Below are 25,012 nucleotides of genomic sequence, written 5' to 3' on the forward strand. Positions count from 1 at the left end.
TAAAGGCTATGACGGATGATATTATCCGACTCACTCTTCAGTGTGGCAGGGCATTATAAAAACAAGCGCCGGATTTTATCACGTTGGCTGCGTTGCTGCATGGTAGATTCGCACTCTTAATGAAATTACCTGAGTGAATTAAATCTGCCGTTTATAAGGGCCAGTTAAATGAACCAATCACATCAAGTGAATAACGATCGGGTTGCTGATAGCAACGAATACTTTCTGCCACTAAAGGTGAGCGTAAATTATCTGATTGCAGGATTTCATCGGCGGTGAGCCACAAACAGCGGTCGATATCATCGTCATGCGGATGAGTAGGCAATGGGGCCAGTAGCTCAATAACAAAAGCGAAACGCAAGAATGGGGTTTTATCCGGCGCGATCCACTGGTGCATACGCAGAAAATACTGCGGTGTGGCTCTAATGCCGGTTTCCTCCCACAACTCTCTTTCCGCAGCTTGCAGTAGAGTTTCATCTGCTTCTAAATGACCTGCGGGTTGATTCCATAATTGTTTTCCATTAATTGTCTCTTCAACAATTAAAAACTTCCCCTGAGCATGCACGACACAAGCCACGGTAACATGGGGCTTAAACATGGTTTATCTCCTTCCATTCGCCGGGCTGTAGATCGCCAAGGCTTAAATTACCCATACTAAAACGTATCAGACGAAGGGTAGGGAAGCCAATATGGGCGGTCATTCTGCGCACTTGTCGATTGCGGCCTTCGAAAAGTGTTATTTTTAACCAACTTGTGGGGATGGCTTTGCGCTCTCGAATCGGTGGATGGCGTGGCCATAACCACGTTGGTTCACTAACCAGCTCAGCACCAGCTGGCAAAGTAGGGCCATCTTTTAAGATAATCCCAACTCTTAGCTGACTAATTGCATCTTCGCCAGGCAACCCTTCTACTTGTACAAAATAGACTTTACCGGTTTTCTGAGCAGGTTGCGTTAGCCTGGCTTGCAGTTTGCCATCATTGGTTAATACCAGTAAACCTTCGCTATCCCGATCGAGTCGCCCAGCCGCATAAACATCGTTAAAAGGGATAAACTCCTTCAAAGTTGGGCGCCCAGCCTCATCAGTAAATTGGGGTAACACATCAAAAGGCTTATTGAATAACAGTACGTGCCGAGGGGCAATGGACTTCACCTGTTTAGCCTGTGTCTTAGTGCTGAATCGGTTAACTTTGTGATTTTTAACAGAGAATTTATTCATGATTATTGCGATTTCGGATGATTAGCGCATTATACCTCAATCTGTTTCGGATTGGCGTGGGACGAATATTCAAGTAGTATTGACACGAATCTTACAAGGCATTAACAAAATTGCGCTGAAGGAGAGGTTGATGGAAAGCAAAGTAGTTGTTCCGGCAGAAGGTAAGAAAATTACTGTCGATGCTCAGGGTAAACTGGTTGTTCCGCATAATCCGATCATTCCATTTATTGAAGGTGACGGTATTGGCGTTGATGTGACCCCAGCCATGATCAACGTGGTAGATGCTGCGGTCAAGAAGGCCTATAACGGTGAGCGTAAAATCTCTTGGATGGAAATTTACACCGGTGAGAAATCAACCCATGTCTATGGCAAAGATGTTTGGTTGCCAGAAGAAACATTGGACTTGATTCGTGAGTATCGCGTTGCAATTAAAGGCCCATTGACTACTCCAGTGGGTGGCGGTATTCGTTCTCTGAACGTTGCTTTGCGCCAACAACTCGACTTGTATGTGTGCCTACGCCCAGTGCGTTATTACGAAGGTACTCCAAGCCCGGTAAAACACCCTGAATTGACCAATATGGTGATTTTCCGCGAAAACGCAGAAGATATCTATGCGGGTATCGAATGGAAAGCCGGTTCACCAGAAGCTGAAAAAGTGATTAAGTTCCTGCGTGAAGAGATGGGCGTGAAGAAAATTCGTTTCCCTGAACAATGCGGTATTGGTGTAAAACCGTGTTCAGAAGAAGGGACTAAGCGTTTGGTACGTGCTGCAATTGAGTATGCAATTACCAACGATCGTGAATCAGTCACCCTGGTTCATAAAGGCAACATTATGAAATTCACCGAAGGCGCATTCAAAGACTGGGGTTATCAGTTAGCGCGTGAGGAATTTGGTGGTGAGCTGATCGATGGCGGCCCTTGGGTTAAAATCAAGAATCCAAACAACGGTAAGGACATTATTGTTAAAGATGTTATTGCCGATGCTTTCCTGCAACAGATCCTGCTGCGCCCGGCTGAATATGATGTTATCGCGTGTATGAACCTGAATGGGGATTACATTTCTGATGCACTGGCTGCTCAAGTTGGCGGTATCGGTATTGCCCCAGGTGCTAACATTGGTGATGAGTGTGCATTGTTTGAAGCGACTCATGGCACAGCACCCAAATATGCGGGTCAGGATAAAGTGAACCCAGGTTCTATTATTCTGTCCGCAGAAATGATGTTACGTCACATGGGTTGGTTCGAAGCCGCAGACCTGGTTATCAAAGGTACCGAAGGCGCAATTCAAGCCAAGACTGTGACTTACGATTTCGAGCGTCTGATGGACGGCGCTAAGCTGCTGAAATGTAGTGAATTTGGCGACGCCATTATTAAACATATGTAAGTTGTAGCCAATAATACTTAGCCAACATAATCGTAGTGATTATGTTGGCTTTTTGATCTGTATTGCTACTCTGCAAAACTCTTCTGCAAAACGGTACAAAAATAAGCTATGAAGTTGTAACGATAGTGCACTGTGTTTGGTTTACCGCTACTCCACGCCTTGAATGAGAAGAATTGTGCGTTTAGAGTAGAGTTGGATCCATCAATCAAACCGCCCGCGGACCGCTTCGGTTTTTGTGTAACTACCTTCAGATCTCGATGCTTATAAAGTATATGCAAAAAGACCTCGAGAAGGCCCTTTCGTCGATATAAGCCAATCAGGCAACTTCATTGATGAAATTATTGGTTAACTTTCTTGGCTATCATATTCGAATTCAATACTTAGTTTCATTTTTTCTAAATCTAACGTCAATTCACAACCAATCCATCCAGGTAGACCATTTGTCAGTCCATGCTCCAAATAATACTTTCTAAGTTCTACAATTAACGGAGTAAGGTCACTGACGGCACCATCATAGGGGTCAAACCAGTCATTTGTACCTGCTGAGTCAATATAATCGAACTCGTATTCTCCTCCATCACCTTCAGGGAAAAGTTTTGCTCTAACTATGACCTTAACTGCATCATCAGGTGATGTATTTAAAAGGATTTGACTTATGTCTTGATAAATATTTTGTTCGTCTCTCATAATTCTACTGTCCTCCAGACACATTTTTAAAACCAGTCACGACAGGTCGTTCGTTGCCTATTGTACTTTTTATTTCAAAGCTACTAGGTCTGTTACTGTCACCAGTGTAAATAGGATTTATTTTCACTTTAACTGGTTTGCCATCTTCCAGCGCTTTAGCCCAGCTATTCTCCATCTTTTTCCATGCTCCCTTGTTCAGGTTTGCATCCATCGGAACAAGATTGAGTTTTTCTCCCGGTCCATCAAAAATGCTAGCGAGCAAATGTCCGCCTTCATCACCAGAATCACCACTTTTCCCGGCTTTACGCTGTTGATAGGTATTACGATCTTTAGTCATCGCTGTAAGGTCGGCTTCAACCATCTTCACCCGGCCCTGATCATCTGTATGATATACTTTATTCCCATCAACTTTATAAATTGTATTGGGGCTAGGCTTGTTCAGTGGTTTACTCCAATTGCCTTTTTCTCCAGCTTTTATTTCTACCACTTTTAATTCTTTCGTTGACGCGGCTTTCAAGTTATCAATCTGTTTTATCGAAGCTGTTCCGCCTTTTTTGGCACCCAGTAGAGCGCCAGCAGCAAGCATGGCCCCGGCAGTTTGCTCATTCAGTACCTGCTCGAATCCTTTATCCGCATCACCACCTAAATCTTTGGCTACTTTCGCATAGCCTTCAACATTTCCGTTGTAAACCCCTCCAGCAGCTAGCAGGCGGCCCGCAGCTTTGGTATTGATAGTCCGGAGGGCTTGCTGTACTGGCAAATCAGGTTCAGAAGTACGCACTAAACGCTGAATTTGTGTTGATCGTGGTTTTCCTCCTGTGCGTCGATAATCCCTGCGCTTTACAGAAACCGTATACTCCTGAATGATTTTTTCTGCGCCATCAAGGCGGAAAGCTAATGGATCGGTACAAATCAGTTCACCGTCATCATTAATATGAAAAAGCCCAGCAGGGCGACAGATATCACTTAGCATCACGATTTCACCAGAAAACACCATTTTTTCCAGTTTCTCTTTTTCACGCGACCCGCGAGAGGTGGCCGGGGTATGATAAGTTCGGCCTTCGCGCATATTGATAAGGTAACGGCTGGCGTTGTAGCCATCATTAAACTCATACTCACGACAAATCCGTGACCAGGCAGCATAGGCGCTGATTATGCGTTCATACTCTTCGGGAGCGAGATTGTCTCTTGAAAGGTAGTATAGATAGTTTCCGGGCAAGCTAAGATTCATATCCATTTCCTTATGGCATTGAGTAAAACTGTGTGACTGTATATCTACTACACAATAGATTTTCTACAAGAAAGCTCTGCATTTAACCTTCTCGCAGAGTCAATATCTTCCTCATCAGGTGTGCCGTAAACCTCGCCCACAGCCACCGTGCGTGTGATCCATCAAGGTGTCAGCATCAACAAGAATAGGTCTCTGGCACTAATATCAGCACGCGCTACTCCTTAAGCTCAGTCGAGAAGCAGTAAAGGGGTAGAAGGCCGTTCAATGCGTTCACCATCCGAGTAAACGCATTTCTGTCTGCTTTGTTAGTATATTCAGCCAGTTAGGTAAATTTGAATATCAATCAAGGAGTTGTGACCCGCCATAATAATATGAAGAAAATATTTGACTGATTAGGTTAACTCTTTATCCTTTACGGCAATGTTATCCAGCGTGTGTTTATCATTTAATAACCAGATCTCAGTAAATTATTAATTTTTTTATTTTCTCTCTTAAAACAGAGGTTTATATTGTGGCGAAGGATGTAGAAATTGTTAAAGCACGGCATCCGTTAGATAAGCAGCACATCAAACTGACTTATGTAACTCATTTTTACTGTAATCAGGGAAATATGGATTCCGTTGAATCTTTGTTGAAGGAATATGAATCTTACCCTGATGATATTAAGGATGCGGTAGAATTTGTCATCGTAGATGACTGCTCACCTTTAGAATATGAAGTAAAAGATTATGATTTGAATTTCACGTGGTTAAGAATAACCACTGATATCCAGTGGAACCAGGCTGGCTCCCGTAATCTTGGTGTGACTTATGCCAAATCTGACAAGATTATCATTACCGATTTAGATTGCCTGCTGCCTGAAGATACCCTGCGCTATCTGGTTAATGCGCGTAATCCAGGGCGTTCGCTGTATCGCATCTATCGTACCGATGAAAAAACTGGCAAGGCCTATCGCGGTCACCCGAATTTATTCTTCATGTCCAGAGCTCGCTTCTTCAGACTTTATGGTTATGACGAAGAGTTCGCCGGCCATTACGGTTCGGAAGACTATCGTTTTGTGAAGCTCCATAAAGACCATGGTTCCACACCGCGTTATTTGCCTAAGCAATACCGCTGTATTGAACGTAATGTCGATAGGAAGAAAAGTTACCATTCACTGGATCGTGATTTGACGCATAACGCGCCTATCGATGATCGTAAGAAAAATGAAATAGCCCGATTTGGTGCGGAATACGGTCATAGCCGAATATTCCTTAACTTTAATTGGGAAATTAAAAAAGTGCATTCACGTCCGCCGACAGTACCTGAACGTAAGGTATGGTGGCGGCCGTTATGGTGGTTCCGCTACCTGTTCCGCTCACTCGCGGCATAACGGCATTTATCCAAAATATTTTCATAGCCAACCATTGTATACTGGTTGGCTATGTCATAGATGGAGGCCGGTTATGCTAGTTAACGCGTGTTATGCGGCCTCTTCTGGTGATCACTTTGAAGTGAGCGACTTATGATTTCTTCTGCTACTTTGCCCGACTCGCCGCCAACGCACCGCTATGTTGGCATGTTGTCTTGTGCCACTGCATTTTTGTTAGGCATTGGTCTACCTACTTCAAATTTTATAATGAATTTGTCGATGGTATTGGCTGTCATCTGTTTACTGCTAAGCCGCGACACGCGCTATGTGAAAGCCTTAGCCAAAAATCCATTGATTTGGCTACCAGCTCTCATGTTTTTGTTGTTGGCTGTATCTTTACTTTGGTATCACAATCAGTACGGTAAAGTGATGGTGGGTAAGTACTCAAAACTGTTATATATCTTGCCATTAGCGATGTTTTTTGTTCTTTCGCGCTCACTTGCTAGCTATTTTGCCAAAGGCTTTTTACTGGCCAATGCTGTCATCCTGGCCGCCAGCTTGTGGGTTGGTGTGCTGCATATGCCACTGGGTCAGATTGATCCATTAAATCCGTATGTTTTTAAATTACAAATCACGCATAACTTTTTTATGGCCTTAGCGGCGGTGATATGGCTCTCTTTGGCGTTTCGTAGCCAGGGCCTGAAATGCTGGGGATATGCTCTGCTGGTGTGCTTGGCTGTTTATAACATTGTGTTTATGGTGCAGGGCAGAACGGGCTATGTCGCTTTGGCTACGGCTTTTGGGATGTGGGGTTTACTGTCGCTATCAAACCGTCAGCGTTTGGGAATGGTGATTGGCGTTCTTGTCGTTGCGGCCATAGTGGCGATAGTACCAAACCGCGCTGTTGAACGGCTGCAACAAGGTATGACAGAGATTCAAAGCTGCCTGGCGGTCACTCATGAAGGTGATAAAGAGTCTTGTGATAGCTCGATGGGGTTGCGTACTGCATTCATGCTTGAGTCTGTGAAGTTAATAGAACAGGCGCCTATTTTGGGGCATGGTGCCGGCGGGTTCTGGTTAAACTATTCAGAAAGCGAGTACAGTATAAATCCACACAATGAATATCTTATGCAAACAGTGCAATCTGGGATAGTCGGGTTGGCTTTATTCCTCGGGTGGATGTGGTGCTATTGCCGTTCAGCTTTGCGTTTACCCGCACATCTTAGAAATATATTGGTGTCTTTACTCTGTGCTTATTTGGCTTGTCACCTGTTTAACTCCTTCTTACTGGATTCCTCGGAAGGGCATTTATTTATCATTCTTACCGCGATTGTTGCCAGTTATTCAGTGATGGCGCCCAAAGAGCGATTAGAAATGGAACAAACCGAATAAGGCCGTTCACGGAGAGATAATTCGTCAATCTAGAAAACAGGTGCATAAATAGCGCCTGTTTTTTTATCTGCTTAATCAGATAGTTCAGTTGGTGGACCAAAACCTAAATTTTTATATCCCTCTTGAAAACCAAACAACTCAAAAAACTCATAAGCTGTTGAATACATATGATACGGTGAGAAAAACATCCAGGCAAAAAGCGACAATAAAATCATAATGACAACCAGTAGGATTTTATCCAGTAGCACTTTTCCTCCTTATATTATTTGGGCCAAAAGTAATTCCAGATTGACCCATTATGCCAACCCGGTGCTGCTGTTTAACGATAACGTAAAACCAAAAAAAATACATGAGGTGAGCTAGAGAATATCATGTGACCCCCGTCACGAAAAACACTTGTTAACGTTAACATTAGTGATTAACATCACGAAACAAGCGAAGTAGATCTTTCCAAAATAAAAACTTAACGTTAAAAATGAGCGCAAATCTTCAACCGGATATCGCCATGAAACATTCTGTCCGCAATCAATATCTGATATTAAGTGGCTTACTGTTTACGTTTTTCTTTACGTGGTCATCAGCATTTTCATTATTCTCGATTTGGTTAAATCAATATGTAGGGTTAAAAGGAGCAGAAACCGGTGCAACATTTTCTGCTATTGCCATAACGGCGCTATGCGCACAGCCGTTATACGGAGTGATACAAGATAAGCTGGGGCTTAAAAAACATCTTTTATGGGCTATTGGTATTTTGCTGCTGATCAGTGGCCCTTTTTTTATTTATGTCTATGCCCCTTTATTACGTATCAATATGCTCGCCGGTGCAGTAGTGGGCGGTTTGTATATGGGGATGACATTCTTTGCCGGTATTGGCGCTCTGGAATCTTATACCGAGCGAGTGAGTCGGATTAGTGGGTTTGAATTTGGTAAAGCCCGGATGTGGGGATCACTGGGTTGGGCGGGAGCGACCTTCTTTGCAGGTATGCTGTTTAATATTAATCCCAACATTAATTTCTGGATGGCTTCGGTATCGGCTGCGATATTTTTACTGTTGTTGTGGCGTCTGCATGAAGTCAAAGCAGATGCAATGGGGCAATTGGAATATGGCAAGAGTAGCGCCCTGACGCTTCACGATACGTTGTCATTATTACGTCTTCCGCGTTTCTGGGCGTTGGTGGTGTTTGTCACGGGGGTCAGTGTTTATAACGTATATGACCAGCAATTCCCGGTGTATTTCTCTTCTTTATTTGCCGATCCGCGCCACGGCAATGAAATGTACGGCTTCCTTAATTCATTACAGGTATTCCTGGAAGCGGGCGGTATGTTCCTTGCACCTTTTTTGGTTAACCGTATTGGTGCGAAGAAAGGTTTATTGCTGAGTGGATTGATCATGGCGATGCGGATATTTGGTTCAGGGCTGGCCCAAGATGCCGCTACTATTTCACTGATGAAACTCTTACATGCGGTCGAATTACCCATACTGCTGATTGCAATGTTTAAGTATATCGCTGCCAATTTCGACCCACGTCTATCAGCGACGCTGTATTTAGTGGGCTTCCAGTTTGTCACCCAAGTCTGTGCCAGCATATTTTCACCGCTGGCCGGTATTAGTTACGACCATATCGGATTCGCTGATACTTATATGATTATGGGGGCTATTGTCCTCGGATTGACCATTATTTCCTGCTTTATGCTACGCGCTGAGCCACAGACTGGTGATCCTTCTTTGCAATTAACTACCAAGTGAGCACTATGAATCCATTAATTGAGCGGGCCAATGATGCACTGCAAGCTTTAGCTTCTCAGGTTGGCCAAAAATTCTATCCACATTATCATTTGGCCCCGCCAGCAGGGTGGATGAATGACCCCAACGGGTTGATCTTTTTTAACGGACAGTATCACGCGTTTTATCAGCATCACCCCTATGATGAAAATTGGGGGCCGATGCATTGGGGCCATGCGACCAGCCACGATATGTTGAGTTGGCAACATCAACCCATTGCCTTAGCACCGGGTGATTTATGGGATAAAGACGGCTGCTTTTCTGGTTGTGCGGTAGACGATAACGGCGTGTTAAGTCTGATTTATACCGGACATGTTTGGCTTAAAGGTGAGGGTGATGACAGCGCTATTCGCGAGGTGCAGTGCCTGGCAACAAGTCAGGATGGCATACATTTTGATAAACAAGGTGTGGTACTGAACCCACCTGAAGGAATCATGCATTTTCGCGATCCGAAAGTGTGGTTTGAAGATGACTATTGGTGGATGGTAGTCGGTGCTCGAGATGAGCAAGATCATGGGCAAGTCTTGTTGTATCGTGGTAGTTCATTGCAACAATGGCAATTTATGCAAGTTTTAGCACGTGCAGACGACAGCATGGGATATATGTGGGAATGTCCTGATTTCTTCCCGTTAGGGAATGAGCTCATTTTGATGTTTTCACCGCAGGGGCTGGCAGCAAAAGGCTACCTTAATCGCAATTTGTTCCAAAGTGGGGTTTTACGCGGTAAATGGCAGCCAGGAGCCGACTTTAAGCCATCGCAACCTTTTACTGAACTGGATCTGGGCCATGATTTCTATGCACCTCAATCCCTGCTTACTGCTGATGGGCGGCGAGTCATTATTGGTTGGATGGATATGTGGCAATCGCCTATGCCAACCAAAGCCGATAATTGGAGTGGCTGCTTAACCTTACCACGAGAATTAAGCATTGATTGTGATGGTAATTTATTAATAAAACCGGTGCGGGAGGTTGAAGCACTAAGGCAAGCTGGTCAATTCATCACATCAATGACGCTGGCCCAAGAGAAACAACGTTTACATGAAAATTGCCAGAGTTTGGAACTGCAACTGACGTGGGATACCACAGCCAGTCATGCAGAAAGATATGGTGTGCAGTTAACCGATGCCCAAGGAACTGGGGGTAAAGTTTCGGTTTATGTCGATAATCAGGCTAATCGACTCATTTTGGATAGAGATTACCCACAATATGGACTGACGGGGTATCGCAGTGTGGCATTACCAGAACAGGGGTTATTATCATTACGTATATTCATTGATAGCTCGTCGTTAGAGGTATTTATCAATGACGGGCAAGCTTGTATGAGCAGTCGTATTTATCCAACCGAGCATGAACGCTGTTTATCCCTGTATTCGGAGAATGGCCAGGCCGAGCTACTACACGGCGAATACTGGCACTTAGCGTCTAAATCATCACGTTGAAATTAAATGGATGCCCGCCCCAGCAGTGGGCATGGCAACCGGTGTGTTGCTCGTGATTCTCGCCCTTCAATCAAATGAAGGGCTGCTTCCCGACCAATATCATAATGCGGCAGTTGCACCGTAGTCAGTGGTGGCAAAAATAGTTCTCCGATGCCGACCATATTGTCATAACCCACCACGGCAACCTGTTGCGGGATGGCAATACCTTTGGCTAAAAGTACTTGGTAGGCCAGAAAAGCAATGCGATCATTACCGCAAATAAGCACATCAAAATCAGGTTTTCCTTCAGGGCAGTAGCGGTCTAACAGTGAAATTACATCCTGATAATGCTCATCCCCCCACGCTAAATGGCACTGACGTAACTGCTCTATCGGCAAAGCGGATTCTTGCCACGCTTTTTCTACGCCCGCTCGCCGAGCTTTGCCTGCCAAAGTGCATTCGGGAAGGTAAATACACAGTGGTCGCTGGTATCCTCGGCATAGCACCACTTTCATCGCCTGATACTGACCATCAAAGTCATCAGGAATGTAGCTCGGGATCGAATGGTTTTCGCTGACACAATTAGCCAGCACGATATTTTTATCTCGCAGACGTTCAGGGATGGTGACTTGCCGTAGCCCCATGGACGTAAAAATAATACCATCGGGGCGCTGGGCTAACAGTTGGTTAACCGCTCGCTCGCTATCTTCATGTGAGGTCAGATTGACCAGAAAACTATTCCAGCCAAACTCACGGGCTGTCAACTCAATAGACAGTAATATCTCGACGGAAAAAGGAGTGGTTGCAGTATCCCAAGCCAGCACTGCGAGAGTGGAGGTTTTGGTGGTATTACCCCGCATTTTTCGGGCGGAAAAGTCGGGAACATAATTGAGGGCCTCAATGGCTTGCATGACTCGCTGATAAGTTTTCGGACGCAGTTGGTCTGGGTTATTAATCGCCCGAGAAACTGTCATTAATGAAACTGACGCCAGATTTGCTACTTCTTTCAGTGAAGCCATTACTTTCCTCCATGGGTTATGTTACCGCTTTTATCGGTTAATTATCGTTACCTTGCCATTCTGGATCAATCCATGCGGCGGTGTTAGCTTTCGCAAGCAATAATAAGCCCTCAATGAATGAGGGCAGGGGACTAACGGTTGGCTTTATCATCAGCCTCATCGAGCAGACCATTGGCTATGTTGCTCGCATCAAGATAACGCGAAGAGCTTAAGATCCCATTAAGTGTTTCTCTGACACTAAACAGAAATTGATCATTATCTGACTCGTTAGCACATTCAACCATTAATGCGACAAGCAAAGCTTCATGGGCGATCAAATGATCTTCACCAGGTAAGTTTGCATCAGTTTCACCTTGTTGAGCGCGAACAGATGTTTGATTAAGTGATGACATAAAACTCCTTATTTAATAATTAAATAACCACTAACCTACTATAGCGGGGTTTCTGTTTATTGCTATGACAGATGAATAATCTGCCATAGCAGCCATAACAGATAATGCGATGGTTGTGCCTGGTCTCTCGATTGATGGATGCTATTTCAACGGAATATCATACCCAAAGCGCTTTAATTCACCGGACGATAAATTCTAACGGCAGCGGTTAGACGTAAGGTTCTGTGAGCCAGTTCCTCTGCCGCGCCAGCATACTGTTCTACCATCGCCGCATTTTGGTGCGTCATTTGATCCAACTGACCAATAGATTGGCTAATCTGGCCAAGAGCTTGCGTCTGTTCATGAGTTGAGGTACTGATTTCACTGATTAAAGTAGAAACCTGCCCAGCCTGTTTGACGATATTGTCCATGGTGGCACCGGCATTTTGGACTAATGCGCTACCATCACGAACGCGCTCCACACTGGTTTCAATTAAGTGTTTAATTTCTTTTGCCGCCGTGGAAGAACGTTGCGCCAGATGACGAACTTCACTCGCAACCACAGCGAAGCCACGGCCTTGTTCCCCCGCTCTGGCTGCTTCCACTGCCGCATTGAGCGCTAATATATTGGTTTGGAAAGCAATACCTTCAATCACACTGATAATATCGACAATTCGATGGCTAGAATCATTAATCGTGCCCATGGTTTTTATAACTTCATGCATTAACTCACTGCCTTGTTCTGCAGCATGACTGCTCATGGCGGCCAGTGATGTAGTCTCATTGGCACTGTTAGCACTATTTTGTACTGTTGCTACCAATTGCTCCGTCGCACTGACGATATGCTGTAAATTAGCAGTGGCTTGTTCTGTCCGCACTTTTAATTCACGATTCCCCGCGGCAATTTCACTGCTGGCAGTGTTAATTCCATCAACCTGGCCGCTGACGTCGTCTGTCAGCGAACGAAGATTCAAGCCTAGCTGATTGACGCTACGCATTAGATAGCCAATTTCATCAACACGGTTCAATTGCACATAGTCACCGGCTTGCCCGGAAGAGACATCCTGAGCTTGCTGTAAAATTGCCGCGATCGGCCGTGAGACCTGGCGCTCAAGCCAAAGTGAGGTGATCAGGCCACTGAAAAGGGTGGTCGTTCCCAGACCGAGTAAAGGTAAACCAAAAATACCCATCCCTTTGGCTGCCATCGTCGGCAGCAGTGCTGCAATCAGTAATGCACCACGTAAACGCCAGCGTAGCGGCAGCGTTTGAAATAATGAAAGGAAAGAGAGCCAGCCGGTACGGACAATCAGCCCTCTATGCAGCGCAATGCGGTGTTCTTTGGCTTTGCCAGAGTTGAAATCGCCATATAGCGCCTCTGCTTGCTTGACTTCTTCGCGGGTGGGTGCAATTCGCACCGAAATATAGCCGGTTAGACGTCCATCATGGCGTAATGGGGTGGCATTAGCGCGCACCCAATAATAGTCACCATTTTGACGACGATTCTTGACCAATGATGACCAGGATAACCCTGCATTCAATGTCTGCCACATATCGGCAAAGGCCGCGGGGGGCATGTCCGGGTGCCGCACCACATTGTGAGGTTGGCCCAGCAAGTTCTGATATTCAAAACCACTGGCACGAACAAAGGCAGCATTGGCGTAGGTGATATTACCTTGAATATCAGTTGTTGATTGCAAGGTGGTATCGCGACCAATGGGATACTCCTGTCGGCTGACAGGCTTGTTCACTCGCATAATAACCTCAGTAAATGGGGGATTTCATTTATAACAGCGTAATACAATAATTATTGAGAATCATCGGCAGCTATAGATGAAACTTTATGTCTTTATTAATTAAATTATTCATTCCCCATAAAGGTGCCGTTAATTACTCTGATTGCACTTATTTAGAGCATTTTTATATGTTGGAAAAATATTAGCCTGGCTAATTCTATTATTTAATTTTAACTTTAAGTTTGTTTTTCTCAATGTGGTTTTGTATTTACTTGTTATAAAACAATCTGTTGATTCGTGTTCTTTTGAGCGGAACAACACTTAATTGGTGAGAATTTTAAATGAATGTTTATTTTCTTTTCTATCTCTCTGTTATTGAGACTAAACATGCATTTTTTGCTTGAAAGTTGCATGGTATGAAGAATGTTGAGTATTTAGTTTGTTATATTTGTTAATTATGAATGTAAAAATAATTATTTGTTACAGTTGCTGTATATATTAATCTGATAAATATTCATTATTGAGAAAACGACGTGCCAAAACACCGGTCAAGCACGTCATTTAACGGTTGCTATTGGGCAATCTCTAACGCGAGTAGTATATGCCGGTGATAGCATCTCGCGTTTCATCTGCCACTCTTGATTAATTCCTTGTCCGACAAAGGCGATTTTGCTTTTACCTGATTGATTAATTTTATCGATAGCTGCCATGAGTTGTTCACTGTTGATGCGTGGTTTACTTTCATCAAACAATCCCAATTGTGAGATCCCTTGGCTTGAAAACTCCCCTAATACAATTCCTGCTTTCAGGTAACGATGACCGGGCCGCCAAATGCTCGTCAGACATTTAAGAGCGGCGGCGATAATGTCCCGCGAATCCAGCGTCGGGAAGGTGAGATAGGTACTGGCATGATTACTGTAATATGTCTCGTTTAGCGCAAAGGGACTGGTTTTGATAAATGTCGAGACATGGCGGCAATATTGATGCTCTTTCCGCAGTTTTTCCGCGGCTTTCTCGGCATAACTGCACACAGCTTCACGTATGTTTTGATATTCGGTAATTCGTTCACTAAATGACCGTGAACAGATTATTTGTTGTTTTGTAGGGGCAAATTCTGTAACAGCTAAACATGCTTCCCCACGTAACTCTCTGACTGTTCGCTCCAATACAACACTGAAATTTTTACGTATAAAGGGAGGACTGGCTTCTGATAATTGCAGGGCGGTCGTTATCCCCATCATTTCAAGTCTTTTTGCGGTACGACGGCCCACCCCCCAAACTTCAGCGACAGGCATCAGCGCCAATAATTTACGCTGTCGCACTGGGCTTGATAAATCAACCACGCCTTGTGTTTTATGCCATAACTTTGCTGCATGATTGGCCAGTTTGGCTAAGGTTTTACTGGGAGCAATGCCCACACCAACATTTAAACCGGTCAATCTCCGTATTTGATCACGGACATACCGACCAAACTCTTCCAGCGCGATGGAATGCTGGACACCTTTTAGATTGAGAAATGCTTCATCGATTGAGTAAATCTCGATTCCGGGGGCCAGTTGATCAAGGATAGTCATCACACGTGCGGACATGTCGCTGTAGAGCGCATAATTACTGCTGAATGCGATCACACCATGTTGTCGCATAACTTGTTGAATTTTAAAGTAGGGTGCGCCCATTGGTATACCTACCTCCTTGGCCTCCCGGCTACGGGCAATGACGCATCCGTCATTATTAGAGAGCACCACCACTGGGCGACCATATAAATCTGGGCGAAACACAGTTTCACAACTGGCATAGAAAGAATTTACATCAACTAAGGCAAACATTATCTTAACTTGTTGATACAGAAAGTAATAACACCAAAAATGACCAAGTCCTCATCTCCCTCACACAATATTAGCGCGGGAGCACCCGCACTTAGCGCTTCAAGACGGGGTGTGGGCCGTAAATAAAGGCGCTTAATACTGAATTCGCCCCCAATGGTGGCGACCACAATATCTCCGTGCTTTGCCGGTAAACTGCGATCTATCACTAGCAATGCGCCATGATGGATGCCAGCCTCGACCAACGACTCACCTTCGGCAGTCATAAAAAAAGTCGCGGCAGGATGCACAATGCAGTGCTCATTAATATCGATTCTCTTTTCAATATAGTCTTGTGCAGCATTACCAAATGCACTCATGAGGCCTCCAAATGATTGGTACAGGGAGAGGGTGATAACCCAAGGTTGCCGATTCAATACTACTGTTTATTTGTACAGTATACGTGAGGAGGATATGGGGAGAAAAGCACTTTTAGAGCATTTTTTATAGAACGTTGATTTGTAGAAATATAAAGCAAGTCGATGGAAAGTGTGGGTCTTGCAGCGCAGGGGATTATTGATGGTGAGAAAGCGGGGACGCAAGCCGTCGAACATGCCATTTAATCAACTCATCCATTCGGTTAGCACAAATATCCAGATCCTGTTTCAGTGCTAAAGTGTAAGCGAGGCTGTCATGCCAAGTTTGACCAGTAAACACACTTTTATGGCAAGGGATCAAAAGACTGTCTGCGGGAAAATTAGATATTGGCATCCACTCAGTTTGCGCGCAGGAGCTTAATAGCAGTATCAGGCAAAAGTTCTTTAGAACATGCGTTATTGGCCAGCACTTGTTGTAATCGTTTAATTTGCTCATTCGTTTCACTCAAATGTTTTCGTTCATATTCTAATTGCCGAAGCGTTATCAATCGATTGGCAGTTTCATTTTTCATATTCGTTTCAATAACTTTGCGTGTTATGTTTAGTTGAACTTCTAAGTATGCGATTTCATTTTTCTTTTCTTGATTAGCCGAGTGCAAACGACTAATCAAAAACAACAGTAATAGGCAAAATATAATTGAAGTGAAGGTCATTAATTTTTTAAAACGATCAAACATAATTCCCTCTCTATTTCCCTGCGGTTTACCAGCCCCTTCCAACGTTTTCCCCCGGCATAGACCCATCGTTGTAACTCATTGCAAGCACCGATCAGATCATTATTGTTAAGTTTTTTAAGTAACGTTGAATGAGTAAACTGTTGTGGGCCAATATTATAAGTAAAAGAGTAAAGTGCTGCTCTCTGATAGTCATTCAAAGGGTAAGTGACAATATTGTCTACGATATGTTTTACCCATAATAAGTCTTGTTGCAATAAGTAATCACATTCTTCATCAGTGTAGTATTTGGTGGCCTCTATATTCTCTCCAGTATGGCCGTCACAGACTGTTAATATCCCACTTACATCATGATAGGGATAATAAATACGCCCTTCGAAGCCATCATTCCCACCCAACAAACTGATTGCAATTGCCAGTGCACCTCCACAGCTAGATAAACCCACAAGTTTATTTTTCAGCTTTAGATTGATATGCATCAATCATTCTCCTTCTATCCCTATCATCACGAATTTTAAAAAATAAATTAGTTAGGAAAGTCATTATTGCAATAATTATTCCACCGAGAACACCAATAGTATTCCATTGCTCTGGGTTAAAATAACTCAATAATCCGTTTAATATGCTGCCAGCAGAAGCACCATAAGCAGTAAAACTTGTCATCCTACTCATTATTTAGTTCCTGAGTTTTATCAATTCAACTAATATTACAATTTGTTTTATATGCCATGTTTTATGATTTACTCTTATCTAACATCGGTCTATCATGTTTTTTATTCTCACAACATACTCACGAAAAACATTGTCATTAATGAGCCTTGATTTTTTATTGATCAAAATATAGAGAGGGCGAGTTGTTGGTATCTCATCGATAAGGGTAATTTTGTTTCCCACTAGTTCTTGGTATTGGCGGGCTCGATACTTTGACATAATGGATGCTGCATGACCAGATATCAGCATACTTAAGTTATTATCGAAATTGAGACACTCAATTGTTTTTTTACTAAATCCTTTTTTTCCTAAATAAGTTAATTGACTTGAACAAATATCAGTAGATAAAAAACTCTTTATTTGTGCAAATGGTAATGATTTTATCTTATCTAATACTGACGGAATGCAAACAATACAAAAATTTTCATTGATAACTTCACAGTGATAACATTCAGATATATTATCTATTTTATCTGTGATAAAGATATCACAATAATCAGGTTTTATATCATTTCCCTCTAAACATGAAAATCGGACTTCATTTTTTACAAAAAAATCTCTGATAATATTTGATGTTGTCCAATGAGGGTTATTTAGTGCCAAAAATATGGTATCTCTATCTTGTAACATATCTTTAATAACCTTTATTGATTGGTAATATACAGGAGATATCTCGTTATAAACCTCTTTTCCACGCTGAGTCAGTTTTAACCCCGCTGCGGTGTTTAGGAAAAGCTTCATCCCTAGCTGACTTTCCAGTTTTTTGATCATTCTACAGACTGGTGGTATTGTCAGAAAAAGACGATCAGCTGCTTTCTTTAAGGAGCCTTCTTCTGCTGTTGCAATAAAGGCCTTTAACTCTTTTGACGAAAACATAAAACTCCGAAGTTTTATAATATGATCTATTTATTTTAAATCCTTAGGTTATATTTTTCGTGATGCAGTGCAAGTTATCTTAAGCGGATATTTTTATTTAAAAATTATAATCATTGGATTTCAAGTCGCCAATAATAGCGTAATCTTCACTTTATATATCGAACTGTAAGTTCCAGTGTTTATTATTTCGAATGTCCAATACAGGCGGATCGCTCCACCTGTATTGAGTGGTTTGCTAATAATAAGTATAAGTTATTACTTGGTTGGTCTATTCATTTCATGAAGCGTAGAAGGACCTCCATTTATTGGTGAGTTATAATATTTAACAACCAGTTTCATTCTCAAATTTATCAGTGATGGCGCTTTTTATAAAAGTCATTGGTTCCAGGTTAGGGATAGGAATAATATGGTTTTTGATGGCACCAAAATCAATTTTCGATAGATCAATTGCTCTTAATTGCATGTTATCATGAGTGCGTATAGCAATAATACCTTTATCCAGATCTTTAACTGTTGCCCAACGGGTGAAAATATAGGTGTTCCAATCTTCTCTGCCACCATGTTTCACACCACTGCCGAAATCAACTGAATTCAGGATATGAGTTGCTTGTTCATAGGCTTGATCATTATCCGTAGGTTGCGCTAAGAAATGTTTTTCATATGCGACACGAATAAAGCGTGAGACTGAAGTGAAATCGCCAGGAATACCTAATAAACCTGTCCCATCTTTGGGTTTTACTTCAAAATCGTGCATTTTAAAGGGTTCAGGCGTGTCTTTAGTTAGATTGGCATAATTTGAGATATTATCTAAATGCCAAGGGAACCACGGACCATTAGTGGATAGCCCAATTGAGTTTTCATGGATTTTCATTTCACCATCTTGGAACTGCACAACAATAGATTCCCCGGTTTTATCAACTAATGACATATAAAGCGGTAGGTCGGACGCAATTAATGCAGGCATATAGAACTGATGATGAGGCAGTTTTTCACGAGCTTCCTGGACGCTGCCACAGTGCCCTAAAACCCAATTACACATAATGAAAGCTGGAATTGAGGTTTTAGGATTAACAAAATGTTGATATTGGGTATTTTCAATAAATAACATACTGGCATTTAGTCCTGCCTCATTCATACCATCCGTAATAATACGATTAGTGAAGGGGATGAATTTATAGATAACACCAACGCCAACATAACCGTAAAGACTTTTACCGATGTCTAGTTCCGGCATGTCAATTGATTCTCCATCTAAAGAAACTGAAGAGTCAAGTGAGTCACCACGTTTATGAATATAAAAGGCAGGATTTAGTGGTATACCGAAGTCCATTGCGCGGCCTACAATTACAGCATCGTTTTTTGCTTTAATATGAAAAAAAGTACACATAGAAATTCCTTATTTATTGAGTTTGAATTTTGATTGCTTAAAATAGAGGTGCGGTTCTATTTGAATATACATTCCTTACGTGAGTAATTAATGTTCACTTACACTATGGGAATGTTATCTTGGTGTCTATTTCCAAAGTTGGAATTATATATTTTAAAAAATGTCATGACCCAGAAACAATACAACTTATTGCAGTTGTCCTTAATATGATGGAAGAGACGACATAATCAGCTAAACAATAAATTTAGTTTCCGCTATAGGGATAGGCTAAAACAGCGTATAAATCATGCCATGAGATTGACTGAGTCTGTGATCGATATCGTTTTATTATAATTAATAGCTAAATAATTACTTTGTGAGGTATGTGCTACTCACTAATTCCTCTATTGTAAGTTCCTACGTCGCGTCCGCTGTCCATCACGCTTACTTGTGTAACATTCGGCTACTATTGCGTTACGTACTCGCAGTGGGCTGGATATCGTCATTTTAGAAGGGATAAAAATGAAATTAGAAACATTATCTATTCATGCAGGTTATTCACCAGATCCGACTACTAAGGCTGTGGCTGTTCCTATTTATCAGACTTCTTCTTTTGCCTTTGATGATACCCAGCATGGTGCTGATTTATTTGATTTAAAAGTCGCGGGCAATATTTATTCACGGATCATGAACCCGACCAATGATGTGTTAGAACAACGGGTTGCAGCTCTGGAGGGGGGAATAGCCGCACTGGCGGTGGCATCGGGTATGGCGGCTATTACCTATGCTATCCAAACCATTGCCGAAACTGGGGATAATATTGTGTCCGTGGCGAAGTTGTACGGTGGAACCTACAACCTGCTGGCCCATACTTTGCCACGTTATGGGATAGAAACCCGATTTGCCGATCATAATGATATTGACGCTTTGGAAGCATTGATTGATGACCGAACCAAAGCGGTTTTCTGTGAATCAATAGGCAACCCGGCAGGCAATATTGTTGATTTGAAAAAATTAGCTGATGCTGCCCATCGGCATGGCGTGCCGCTGATTGTTGATAATACAGTCGCAACACCTATTCTCTGTCGGCCATTTGAGCATGGTGCTGATATCGTAGTTCATTCATTAACTAAATACATTGGTGGTCATGGTTCCAGTATTGGTGGGATCGTGGTGGATTCAGGGAAGTTCCCTTGGGCGCAATATCCGGAACGTTTTGCTCAATTGAATACCCCCGATCCGTCTTATCACGGCGTGACTTATACCGAACAATTCGGTGCAGCAGCTTATATTGGCCGTTGCCGTGTCGTACCATTGAGAAACACGGGAGCAGCGCTGTCGCCATTCAATGCATTCTTGATTTTACAGGGGCTGGAAACCTTGGCTTTGCGCATGGAGCGTCATACTGAAAATGCGCTGAAAGTTGCTCATTTCCTGCAAAATCATCCGCAAGTTAGTTGGGTTAAATATGCAGGTTTACCCGACCATCCTGAGCATGAGTTAGCCCAACGTTATTTTGGCGGTAAGCCCGCCGCGATATTATCATTTGGTATCCATGGTGGTCAGGCTGCGGGAGGACGATTTATTGATGCGCTGAATTTGATCGTGCGGTTGGTGAATATTGGTGATGCTAAGTCATTGGCGTGCCATCCGGCCTCGACAACCCACCGCCAGCTCAATGATGAGGAACTTATCAAAGCGGGTGTGCCGCGGGATATGGTGAGATTGTCGATTGGTATTGAGCACATTGACGATATTCTCAATGATTTGACTCAGGCATTGGACGCAGCCAAATCATAAGACACATAATGGTATCGTTGGATGAAACCGGTAACTCAATGGATACCGGTTAAAAACGCTGACGATAAGATTTAGCTTGCAGCCAGTGTTGTGGCAATGACTTTCGCATAAGGCGTGGTTGGGCGGCCAATAAGTTTGCTCAATGTATGGCTATCATCAAATAGCCCGCCTTTAGCGGCACCCGCATCAGAATCCGCTAACAAACTCGCAAAAACCGCCGGTAAACCGGCACTGAGCAGTGCTTGTTTAAAGTCGGCTTCAGACAAGTTTTTGTATACTACTGGCTTACCCGATTGACGGGCAATCTCTGCTGAGAATTCAGCCAGGGAGTAGCTGTCATCACCGGCTAATTCATACACTTTACCGGCTTGATTTTCTTGAGTTAACACTTCGGCAGCGGCTTGTGCATAATCTTCACGAGTGGCAGAAGCGATACGCCCGTCACCAACCGCCCCGATAAATGCGCCGTGAGCCAGAGCAGGCGCAATACTTGCGGCATAGTTTTCGGTGTACCAGCCGTTTCGCAACAACACCACAGGTAGACCTGATTCACGCAAAAGTGATTCTGTGGCGCGGTGTTCTTCCCCTAATCCCAGCGTGCTTGTATCGGCATGTAACAAGCTGGTATATGCTAACAATTTGACGCCCGCATGTTTGGCGGCATTAATGACGGCTGTATGTTGGGCAACACGTTGTCCTACTTCACTTGATGAGATTAACAACAGCTTATCAACGCCTTGGAATGCGGCCTCCAGTGTAGCGGGTTGGCTATAATCCGCTTTACGTACCTGAACTCCTAATGCGGCCAAGTCACTCGCTTTTTCAGGGCTGCGGACTGCGGCAATAATTTCATTTGCAGGAACTTTTTTAAGTAAAGCATTGATAACAAGACGGCCTAGTTGGCCTGTAGCACCGGTGACTGCGATCATTATGACGCTCCAAATAGTGTTGGAAGATGGCGAGCTATTTTTTAGGAAACAATTTTCGCTAAAAACTCGCCCTTAAGATCATCATATGCAATATACTAACTTTAAGTAAGTACGCACAAAAAGGTTAGTATGAAAATAATAGAGTCGCAAAATTTAACAGGCACTATTTCATTTCCAGAGCAAGTCCGGCGGGGTGAGTTACTCAATGTAGATTGCCCATCAAGGGAAGTGCTTAAGCGTGTCACCAGTCGCTGGGGAGTGTTGGTGCTCATTGCTTTGAGTAATGAAACTTTGCGTTTCAGTGTTTTGAGAAGAAAGATTGGTGGTGTCAGTGAAAAAATGCTGGCGCAAACCTTGCAAAACCTTGAAGAAGACGGGTTCGTTGACCGTATTGCCTATCCGGTTGTCCCCCCTCATGTGGAATATCAACTGACCCCATTAGGAAAAGAAGTTCAGGAGCAAGTCGAAGGATTGGCGGTCTGGCTTGAGGAAAACTTGCACCGAATTATGGAAAAACGACAACAGCGGGCCGCTTCATAACCTGTCGATACGCAAAAACAGCCATGCATAACCATGGCTGTTTTACTTATTTTATATCGAGAAATTAAAGCGTTTTTAATGCCTCAACTGACTCAATAGTCATGGAGGGAACAAACTCAGTCACACTATAATCAGCTACTGCATTAAACGGATCTTCTGCCAATATTTTATCTAACTCTTCACGTCTGATACTTTTCGCCAAAATAATACCCCCGGTGCGCGGTACTTTACGACCTGAGGCGATAAACACACCTTGCGCATAATACTTTTTCAACCAGTCTTTATGGCTTTCAGTCAGTGCTTCTACGACGTCTATAGGTTGGTGGTAAGTCAAGCTGACAACAAACATGCGGAGCTCCTTAAGGTCGTTATCTATTTAAAATAAATGTCTATCCAATATAACGTCTTGGTGCTGGAGTGGCATCCCCAAAATGATAATTTCGCCAAGTGAGCTCTTTAATAGCTAAATTTTGTATATTGAAAGCAATAATACTTATTTCATTTATTGTTTGGTTCAGCGTTTACTCTTAAATCAGGTGTTCTACTGGGTTTACTCAATAGCGTGGAGGCAATGATGGCGAAGATGACAGCATGGTTTACCGGACATTCTTGGTGGCAACCTGCCGCTGTGTCCGAGGGTGATACCAGCTTGTCACAAGCTGATGGCGCGCATTTGCTGGAAATAATAAATGCCATTGGCGGGCTGTATGGGATTGAATTTATTCATCATTAAATATTAACGCTTATTTACTAAGGGAATAACAATATACTGCGCGACTGGCTCCGATACGACCAATCAAACTGAAATAAGCGGTAAAGGCAGAGCCAAAAATAGCTAAATACAATAAAGAGCCAAGATAACTTGAAGTCAATTCAATAGTGAGAGATTGATGCTGAATAAGGCTGAAAAATTCCATCAAAACAGAACCATAACTCATAGCATAAGCATTAGTTGATAGAATATTTAATCCTCGACACTGATGGCGACTGCTTATCATGTTACCCAGAGACAAACTGTAAGTTCTAAGTAAACTCAGGCCAATTCTTTTCAGTAATGAGGGCGATATTTGAGTCGTGGTGAGATCTTGCCAGAACAAGCTAATAATAGCGATCATCTCATAACGAACGCCTATGCCAGAGTGATACTATAGCGGGCAACTTAAGTCACCTTCAGAACAATTTAAGAATGATTTCAGTTGGGTGATGCGCTCTTCCGTTTTATGAGCCAAGCAAGCCGCAATAATCATCGGATGTACTGAACCTCCCTCGGTAGCTGATGACTGGAAAGTACAGTCCGCATCACGATATTTTATCCAAGTCAGTTGTGCACTTTTTAATAATGCCCTTTGGGCTACAGTTGTTTTGGCGAGAAGATCTTTATAAGTGCGATTAAGTTCAGCATCCACTTTTTTATAATCTGAACTTGCACATTGATTCATATCCTGTTGTGTTACTGCATTTTTACAATCAACGGCCAGAGCTTGGCTGAGTGGTAGTGTCAGTAATACTGCCAATATTAATTTCTTTTTTCGCATGATAACTCCAGAATAATAACTAAAAGTAGCAGGAGCCCCTCCTCAGTAAGGTGGGGCTTTGGATAATATGACATTTATTTCTTGGCCGCTGCCATAATATCCGTTTTCATATCAGATAACTTTTTATCAGGTGATTTTTTACAGATATCAATGACTTTAGGAGTATATACAGTATCGACTTCCTGAAAGTCGACATTGTCGCCTTTTTTATACTGAGTATCTTCATTCAGTATCCAGAACGCTACTGGAGTCATACTTTTAGGATTAAGGTCAAGAAACTCTTTGCAAGTCATATCCTTTGGCGTTGTGGTAGCGGCGAATACCGGAGCCATTGTTGTGACTAAGAGAGTTACAATAGCAATACTAGATAATGATTTATAGGTCATGGTTATTTCCTTAGCTACTTGTTATATTTCATAGGGTATTATGAATGTATGAGGGAGCGTTTTTCTCGTTATTTAGCATGGGCTATAAAGCTATATCTTTCCAGGTTTGTTACTATTTAAATGATACGACTTAAACCGTAGTGTTAATTTGCTCACATAGAGAGGGCGCTATGTGGCTGATTTTTATAATAAGTTGAGGCCTGACTATTTCTCAAATCATTTGGATAGGTGTGTCACCATCAATGACTAATAGTAATCGATGAAAAATGCCCTGGTATTGTCATTCGCGAGATAATAACAATATAATAAATAAACCTATATTATCTTTATAGGCAGATAGTCACCTAAAAAATATCTGCCATAGCGGATC

At 42.8% G+C, this 25,012-nt stretch carries 27 protein-coding genes and 1 pseudogene; 8 read left to right on the plus strand and 20 right to left on the minus strand.

The genetic code is table 11. From position 1 onward, the window contains the following. Positions 1 to 151: 151 nt before the first annotated feature. Positions 152 to 598, minus strand: coding sequence for an NUDIX hydrolase (locus tag ACF3VQ_RS08445; RefSeq protein WP_392434692.1), 447 nt, complete (start codon positions 596 to 598; stop codon positions 152 to 154). Next, positions 591 to 1,217, minus strand: a complete 627-nt coding sequence (gene rluE / locus ACF3VQ_RS08450; RefSeq protein ID WP_392434694.1) for a 23S rRNA pseudouridine(2457) synthase RluE — start codon at positions 1,215 to 1,217, stop codon at positions 591 to 593. The genes ACF3VQ_RS08445 and rluE overlap by 8 nt, the downstream gene beginning before the upstream one ends. Positions 1,218 to 1,347: 130 nt before the next feature. Here rluE and icd point away from each other — a divergent pair, with 130 nt between their 5' ends. Then, positions 1,348 to 2,601: an NADP-dependent isocitrate dehydrogenase gene (gene icd, locus ACF3VQ_RS08455; protein ID WP_392434696.1), complete on the plus strand. Its 1,254-nt coding sequence runs from the start codon at positions 1,348 to 1,350 to the stop codon at positions 2,599 to 2,601. 345 nt (positions 2,602 to 2,946) lie between these two features. Here the strand turns inward: icd and ACF3VQ_RS08460 are convergent, their stop codons facing one another. Together ACF3VQ_RS08460 and ACF3VQ_RS08465 are read right to left on the minus strand one after the other, a co-directional pair. Beyond that, the gene (locus ACF3VQ_RS08460) at positions 2,947 to 3,288 is read right to left on the minus strand and encodes a hypothetical protein (RefSeq protein WP_392434697.1); all 342 of its coding nucleotides are present in this window, start codon (positions 3,286 to 3,288) and stop codon (positions 2,947 to 2,949) included. A gap of 4 nt (positions 3,289 to 3,292) precedes the next feature. Next, positions 3,293 to 4,519: a DNA/RNA non-specific endonuclease gene (locus ACF3VQ_RS08465; protein ID WP_392434699.1), complete on the minus strand. Its 1,227-nt coding sequence runs from the start codon at positions 4,517 to 4,519 to the stop codon at positions 3,293 to 3,295. A 511-nt stretch (positions 4,520 to 5,030) separates the two neighbouring features. Here ACF3VQ_RS08465 and ACF3VQ_RS08470 point away from each other — a divergent pair. Together ACF3VQ_RS08470 and waaL-os are read left to right on the plus strand one after the other, a co-directional pair. Then, complete coding sequence (locus ACF3VQ_RS08470; RefSeq protein ID WP_392434701.1) at positions 5,031 to 5,891, plus strand: glycosyltransferase family A protein; 861 nt, start codon at positions 5,031 to 5,033, stop codon at positions 5,889 to 5,891. Between the two features lie 150 nt (positions 5,892 to 6,041). Beyond that, positions 6,042 to 7,262 (plus strand): outer core oligosaccharide ligase WaaL-os, encoded by a 1,221-nt coding sequence (waaL-os, locus tag ACF3VQ_RS08475; protein WP_392435495.1) that lies wholly within the window; start codon positions 6,042 to 6,044, stop codon positions 7,260 to 7,262. A gap of 71 nt (positions 7,263 to 7,333) precedes the next feature. Here the strand turns inward: waaL-os and ACF3VQ_RS08480 are convergent, their stop codons facing one another. After that, positions 7,334 to 7,510: a hypothetical protein gene (locus ACF3VQ_RS08480; protein WP_392434703.1), complete on the minus strand. Its 177-nt coding sequence runs from the start codon at positions 7,508 to 7,510 to the stop codon at positions 7,334 to 7,336. A gap of 257 nt (positions 7,511 to 7,767) precedes the next feature. Here ACF3VQ_RS08480 and ACF3VQ_RS08485 point away from each other — a divergent pair, with 257 nt between their 5' ends. Then, a complete protein-coding gene (locus ACF3VQ_RS08485) occupies positions 7,768 to 9,009 on the plus strand; it encodes an MFS transporter (protein ID WP_392434705.1) in 1,242 nt (413 codons plus the stop codon). Positions 9,010 to 9,014: 5 nt separating this feature from the next. Continuing rightward, positions 9,015 to 10,484 (plus strand): glycoside hydrolase family 32 protein, encoded by a 1,470-nt coding sequence (locus tag ACF3VQ_RS08490; RefSeq protein ID WP_392434706.1) that lies wholly within the window; start codon positions 9,015 to 9,017, stop codon positions 10,482 to 10,484. A 2-nt stretch (positions 10,485 to 10,486) separates the two neighbouring features. On the opposite strand, the gene ACF3VQ_RS08495 is transcribed toward ACF3VQ_RS08490, so the two are convergent. The 10 genes from ACF3VQ_RS08495 to ACF3VQ_RS08540 form a co-directional block, all read right to left on the minus strand. Then, positions 10,487 to 11,482, minus strand: coding sequence for a LacI family DNA-binding transcriptional regulator (locus tag ACF3VQ_RS08495; protein WP_392434708.1), 996 nt, complete (start codon positions 11,480 to 11,482; stop codon positions 10,487 to 10,489). A gap of 131 nt (positions 11,483 to 11,613) precedes the next feature. Then, a complete protein-coding gene (locus ACF3VQ_RS08500) occupies positions 11,614 to 11,874 on the minus strand; it encodes a hypothetical protein (protein ID WP_392434710.1) in 261 nt (86 codons plus the stop codon). Between the two features lie 173 nt (positions 11,875 to 12,047). Then, positions 12,048 to 13,607, minus strand: coding sequence for a methyl-accepting chemotaxis protein (locus tag ACF3VQ_RS08505; protein ID WP_392434712.1), 1,560 nt, complete (start codon positions 13,605 to 13,607; stop codon positions 12,048 to 12,050). 536 nt (positions 13,608 to 14,143) lie between these two features. Continuing rightward, complete coding sequence (gene umuC / locus ACF3VQ_RS08510; RefSeq protein ID WP_392434713.1) at positions 14,144 to 15,412, minus strand: translesion error-prone DNA polymerase V subunit UmuC; 1,269 nt, start codon at positions 15,410 to 15,412, stop codon at positions 14,144 to 14,146. Further along, positions 15,412 to 15,768, minus strand: coding sequence for a translesion error-prone DNA polymerase V autoproteolytic subunit (gene umuD / locus ACF3VQ_RS08515; RefSeq protein WP_392434714.1), 357 nt, complete (start codon positions 15,766 to 15,768; stop codon positions 15,412 to 15,414). Before umuD ends, umuC begins: the two co-directional genes overlap by 1 nt. 395 nt (positions 15,769 to 16,163) lie before the next feature. Beyond that, positions 16,164 to 16,502, minus strand: coding sequence for a hypothetical protein (locus ACF3VQ_RS08520; RefSeq protein ID WP_392434716.1), 339 nt, complete (start codon positions 16,500 to 16,502; stop codon positions 16,164 to 16,166). Next, a complete protein-coding gene (locus tag ACF3VQ_RS08525; RefSeq protein WP_392434718.1) occupies positions 16,478 to 16,978 on the minus strand; it encodes a lysozyme in 501 nt (166 codons plus the stop codon). The genes ACF3VQ_RS08520 and ACF3VQ_RS08525 overlap by 25 nt, the downstream gene beginning before the upstream one ends. Beyond that, positions 16,950 to 17,171: a phage holin gene (locus ACF3VQ_RS08530; protein WP_392434720.1), complete on the minus strand. Its 222-nt coding sequence runs from the start codon at positions 17,169 to 17,171 to the stop codon at positions 16,950 to 16,952. Before ACF3VQ_RS08530 ends, ACF3VQ_RS08525 begins: the two co-directional genes overlap by 29 nt. Before the next feature lie 78 nt (positions 17,172 to 17,249). After that, the gene (locus ACF3VQ_RS08535) at positions 17,250 to 18,086 is read right to left on the minus strand and encodes a LysR family transcriptional regulator (RefSeq protein WP_392434722.1); all 837 of its coding nucleotides are present in this window, start codon (positions 18,084 to 18,086) and stop codon (positions 17,250 to 17,252) included. A gap of 322 nt (positions 18,087 to 18,408) precedes the next feature. Further along, positions 18,409 to 19,473, minus strand: a complete 1,065-nt coding sequence (locus tag ACF3VQ_RS08540; RefSeq protein WP_392434724.1) for a linear amide C-N hydrolase — start codon at positions 19,471 to 19,473, stop codon at positions 18,409 to 18,411. A gap of 501 nt (positions 19,474 to 19,974) precedes the next feature. Here ACF3VQ_RS08540 and ACF3VQ_RS08545 point away from each other — a divergent pair. After that, a complete protein-coding gene (locus ACF3VQ_RS08545; protein WP_392434725.1) occupies positions 19,975 to 21,252 on the plus strand; it encodes a bifunctional O-acetylhomoserine aminocarboxypropyltransferase/cysteine synthase in 1,278 nt (425 codons plus the stop codon). A gap of 71 nt (positions 21,253 to 21,323) precedes the next feature. Here ACF3VQ_RS08545 and ACF3VQ_RS08550 read toward each other — a convergent pair whose 3' ends face one another. Further along, a complete protein-coding gene (locus ACF3VQ_RS08550; protein WP_392434726.1) occupies positions 21,324 to 22,181 on the minus strand; it encodes an SDR family oxidoreductase in 858 nt (285 codons plus the stop codon). Positions 22,182 to 22,310: 129 nt separating this feature from the next. On the opposite strand from ACF3VQ_RS08550, the gene ACF3VQ_RS08555 reads away from it, so the two are divergent. Then, a complete protein-coding gene (locus ACF3VQ_RS08555) occupies positions 22,311 to 22,721 on the plus strand; it encodes a winged helix-turn-helix transcriptional regulator (RefSeq protein WP_392434727.1) in 411 nt (136 codons plus the stop codon). Positions 22,722 to 22,785: 64 nt separating this feature from the next. Here ACF3VQ_RS08555 and ACF3VQ_RS08560 read toward each other — a convergent pair whose 3' ends face one another. Next, complete coding sequence (locus ACF3VQ_RS08560; RefSeq protein ID WP_392434728.1) at positions 22,786 to 23,070, minus strand: YciI family protein; 285 nt, start codon at positions 23,068 to 23,070, stop codon at positions 22,786 to 22,788. Between the two features lie 225 nt (positions 23,071 to 23,295). Between ACF3VQ_RS08560 and ACF3VQ_RS08565 the strand changes: the two genes are divergently transcribed. Further along, positions 23,296 to 23,454: a hypothetical protein gene (locus ACF3VQ_RS08565; protein WP_392434729.1), complete on the plus strand. Its 159-nt coding sequence runs from the start codon at positions 23,296 to 23,298 to the stop codon at positions 23,452 to 23,454. A gap of 31 nt (positions 23,455 to 23,485) precedes the next feature. Here ACF3VQ_RS08565 and ACF3VQ_RS08570 read toward each other — a convergent pair. The 3 genes and pseudogenes from ACF3VQ_RS08570 to hdeB form a co-directional block, all read right to left on the minus strand. Further along, a pseudogene (locus ACF3VQ_RS08570) lies at positions 23,486 to 23,836 on the minus strand (EamA family transporter); the annotation flags it as partial. Positions 23,837 to 23,866: 30 nt separating this feature from the next. Beyond that, the gene (locus ACF3VQ_RS08575; RefSeq protein ID WP_392434731.1) at positions 23,867 to 24,256 is read right to left on the minus strand and encodes a lysozyme inhibitor LprI family protein; all 390 of its coding nucleotides are present in this window, start codon (positions 24,254 to 24,256) and stop codon (positions 23,867 to 23,869) included. 74 nt (positions 24,257 to 24,330) lie between these two features. Then, entirely contained in the window at positions 24,331 to 24,642 is a 312-nt protein-coding gene (gene hdeB / locus ACF3VQ_RS08580) for an acid-activated periplasmic chaperone HdeB (RefSeq protein ID WP_392434733.1), read from the minus strand. Between the last annotated feature and the right edge of the window lie 370 nt (positions 24,643 to 25,012).

This window comes from Yersinia fenwicki (genome assembly GCF_043099325.1).
Taxonomy (GTDB): Bacteria; Pseudomonadota; Gammaproteobacteria; order Enterobacterales; family Enterobacteriaceae; genus Yersinia.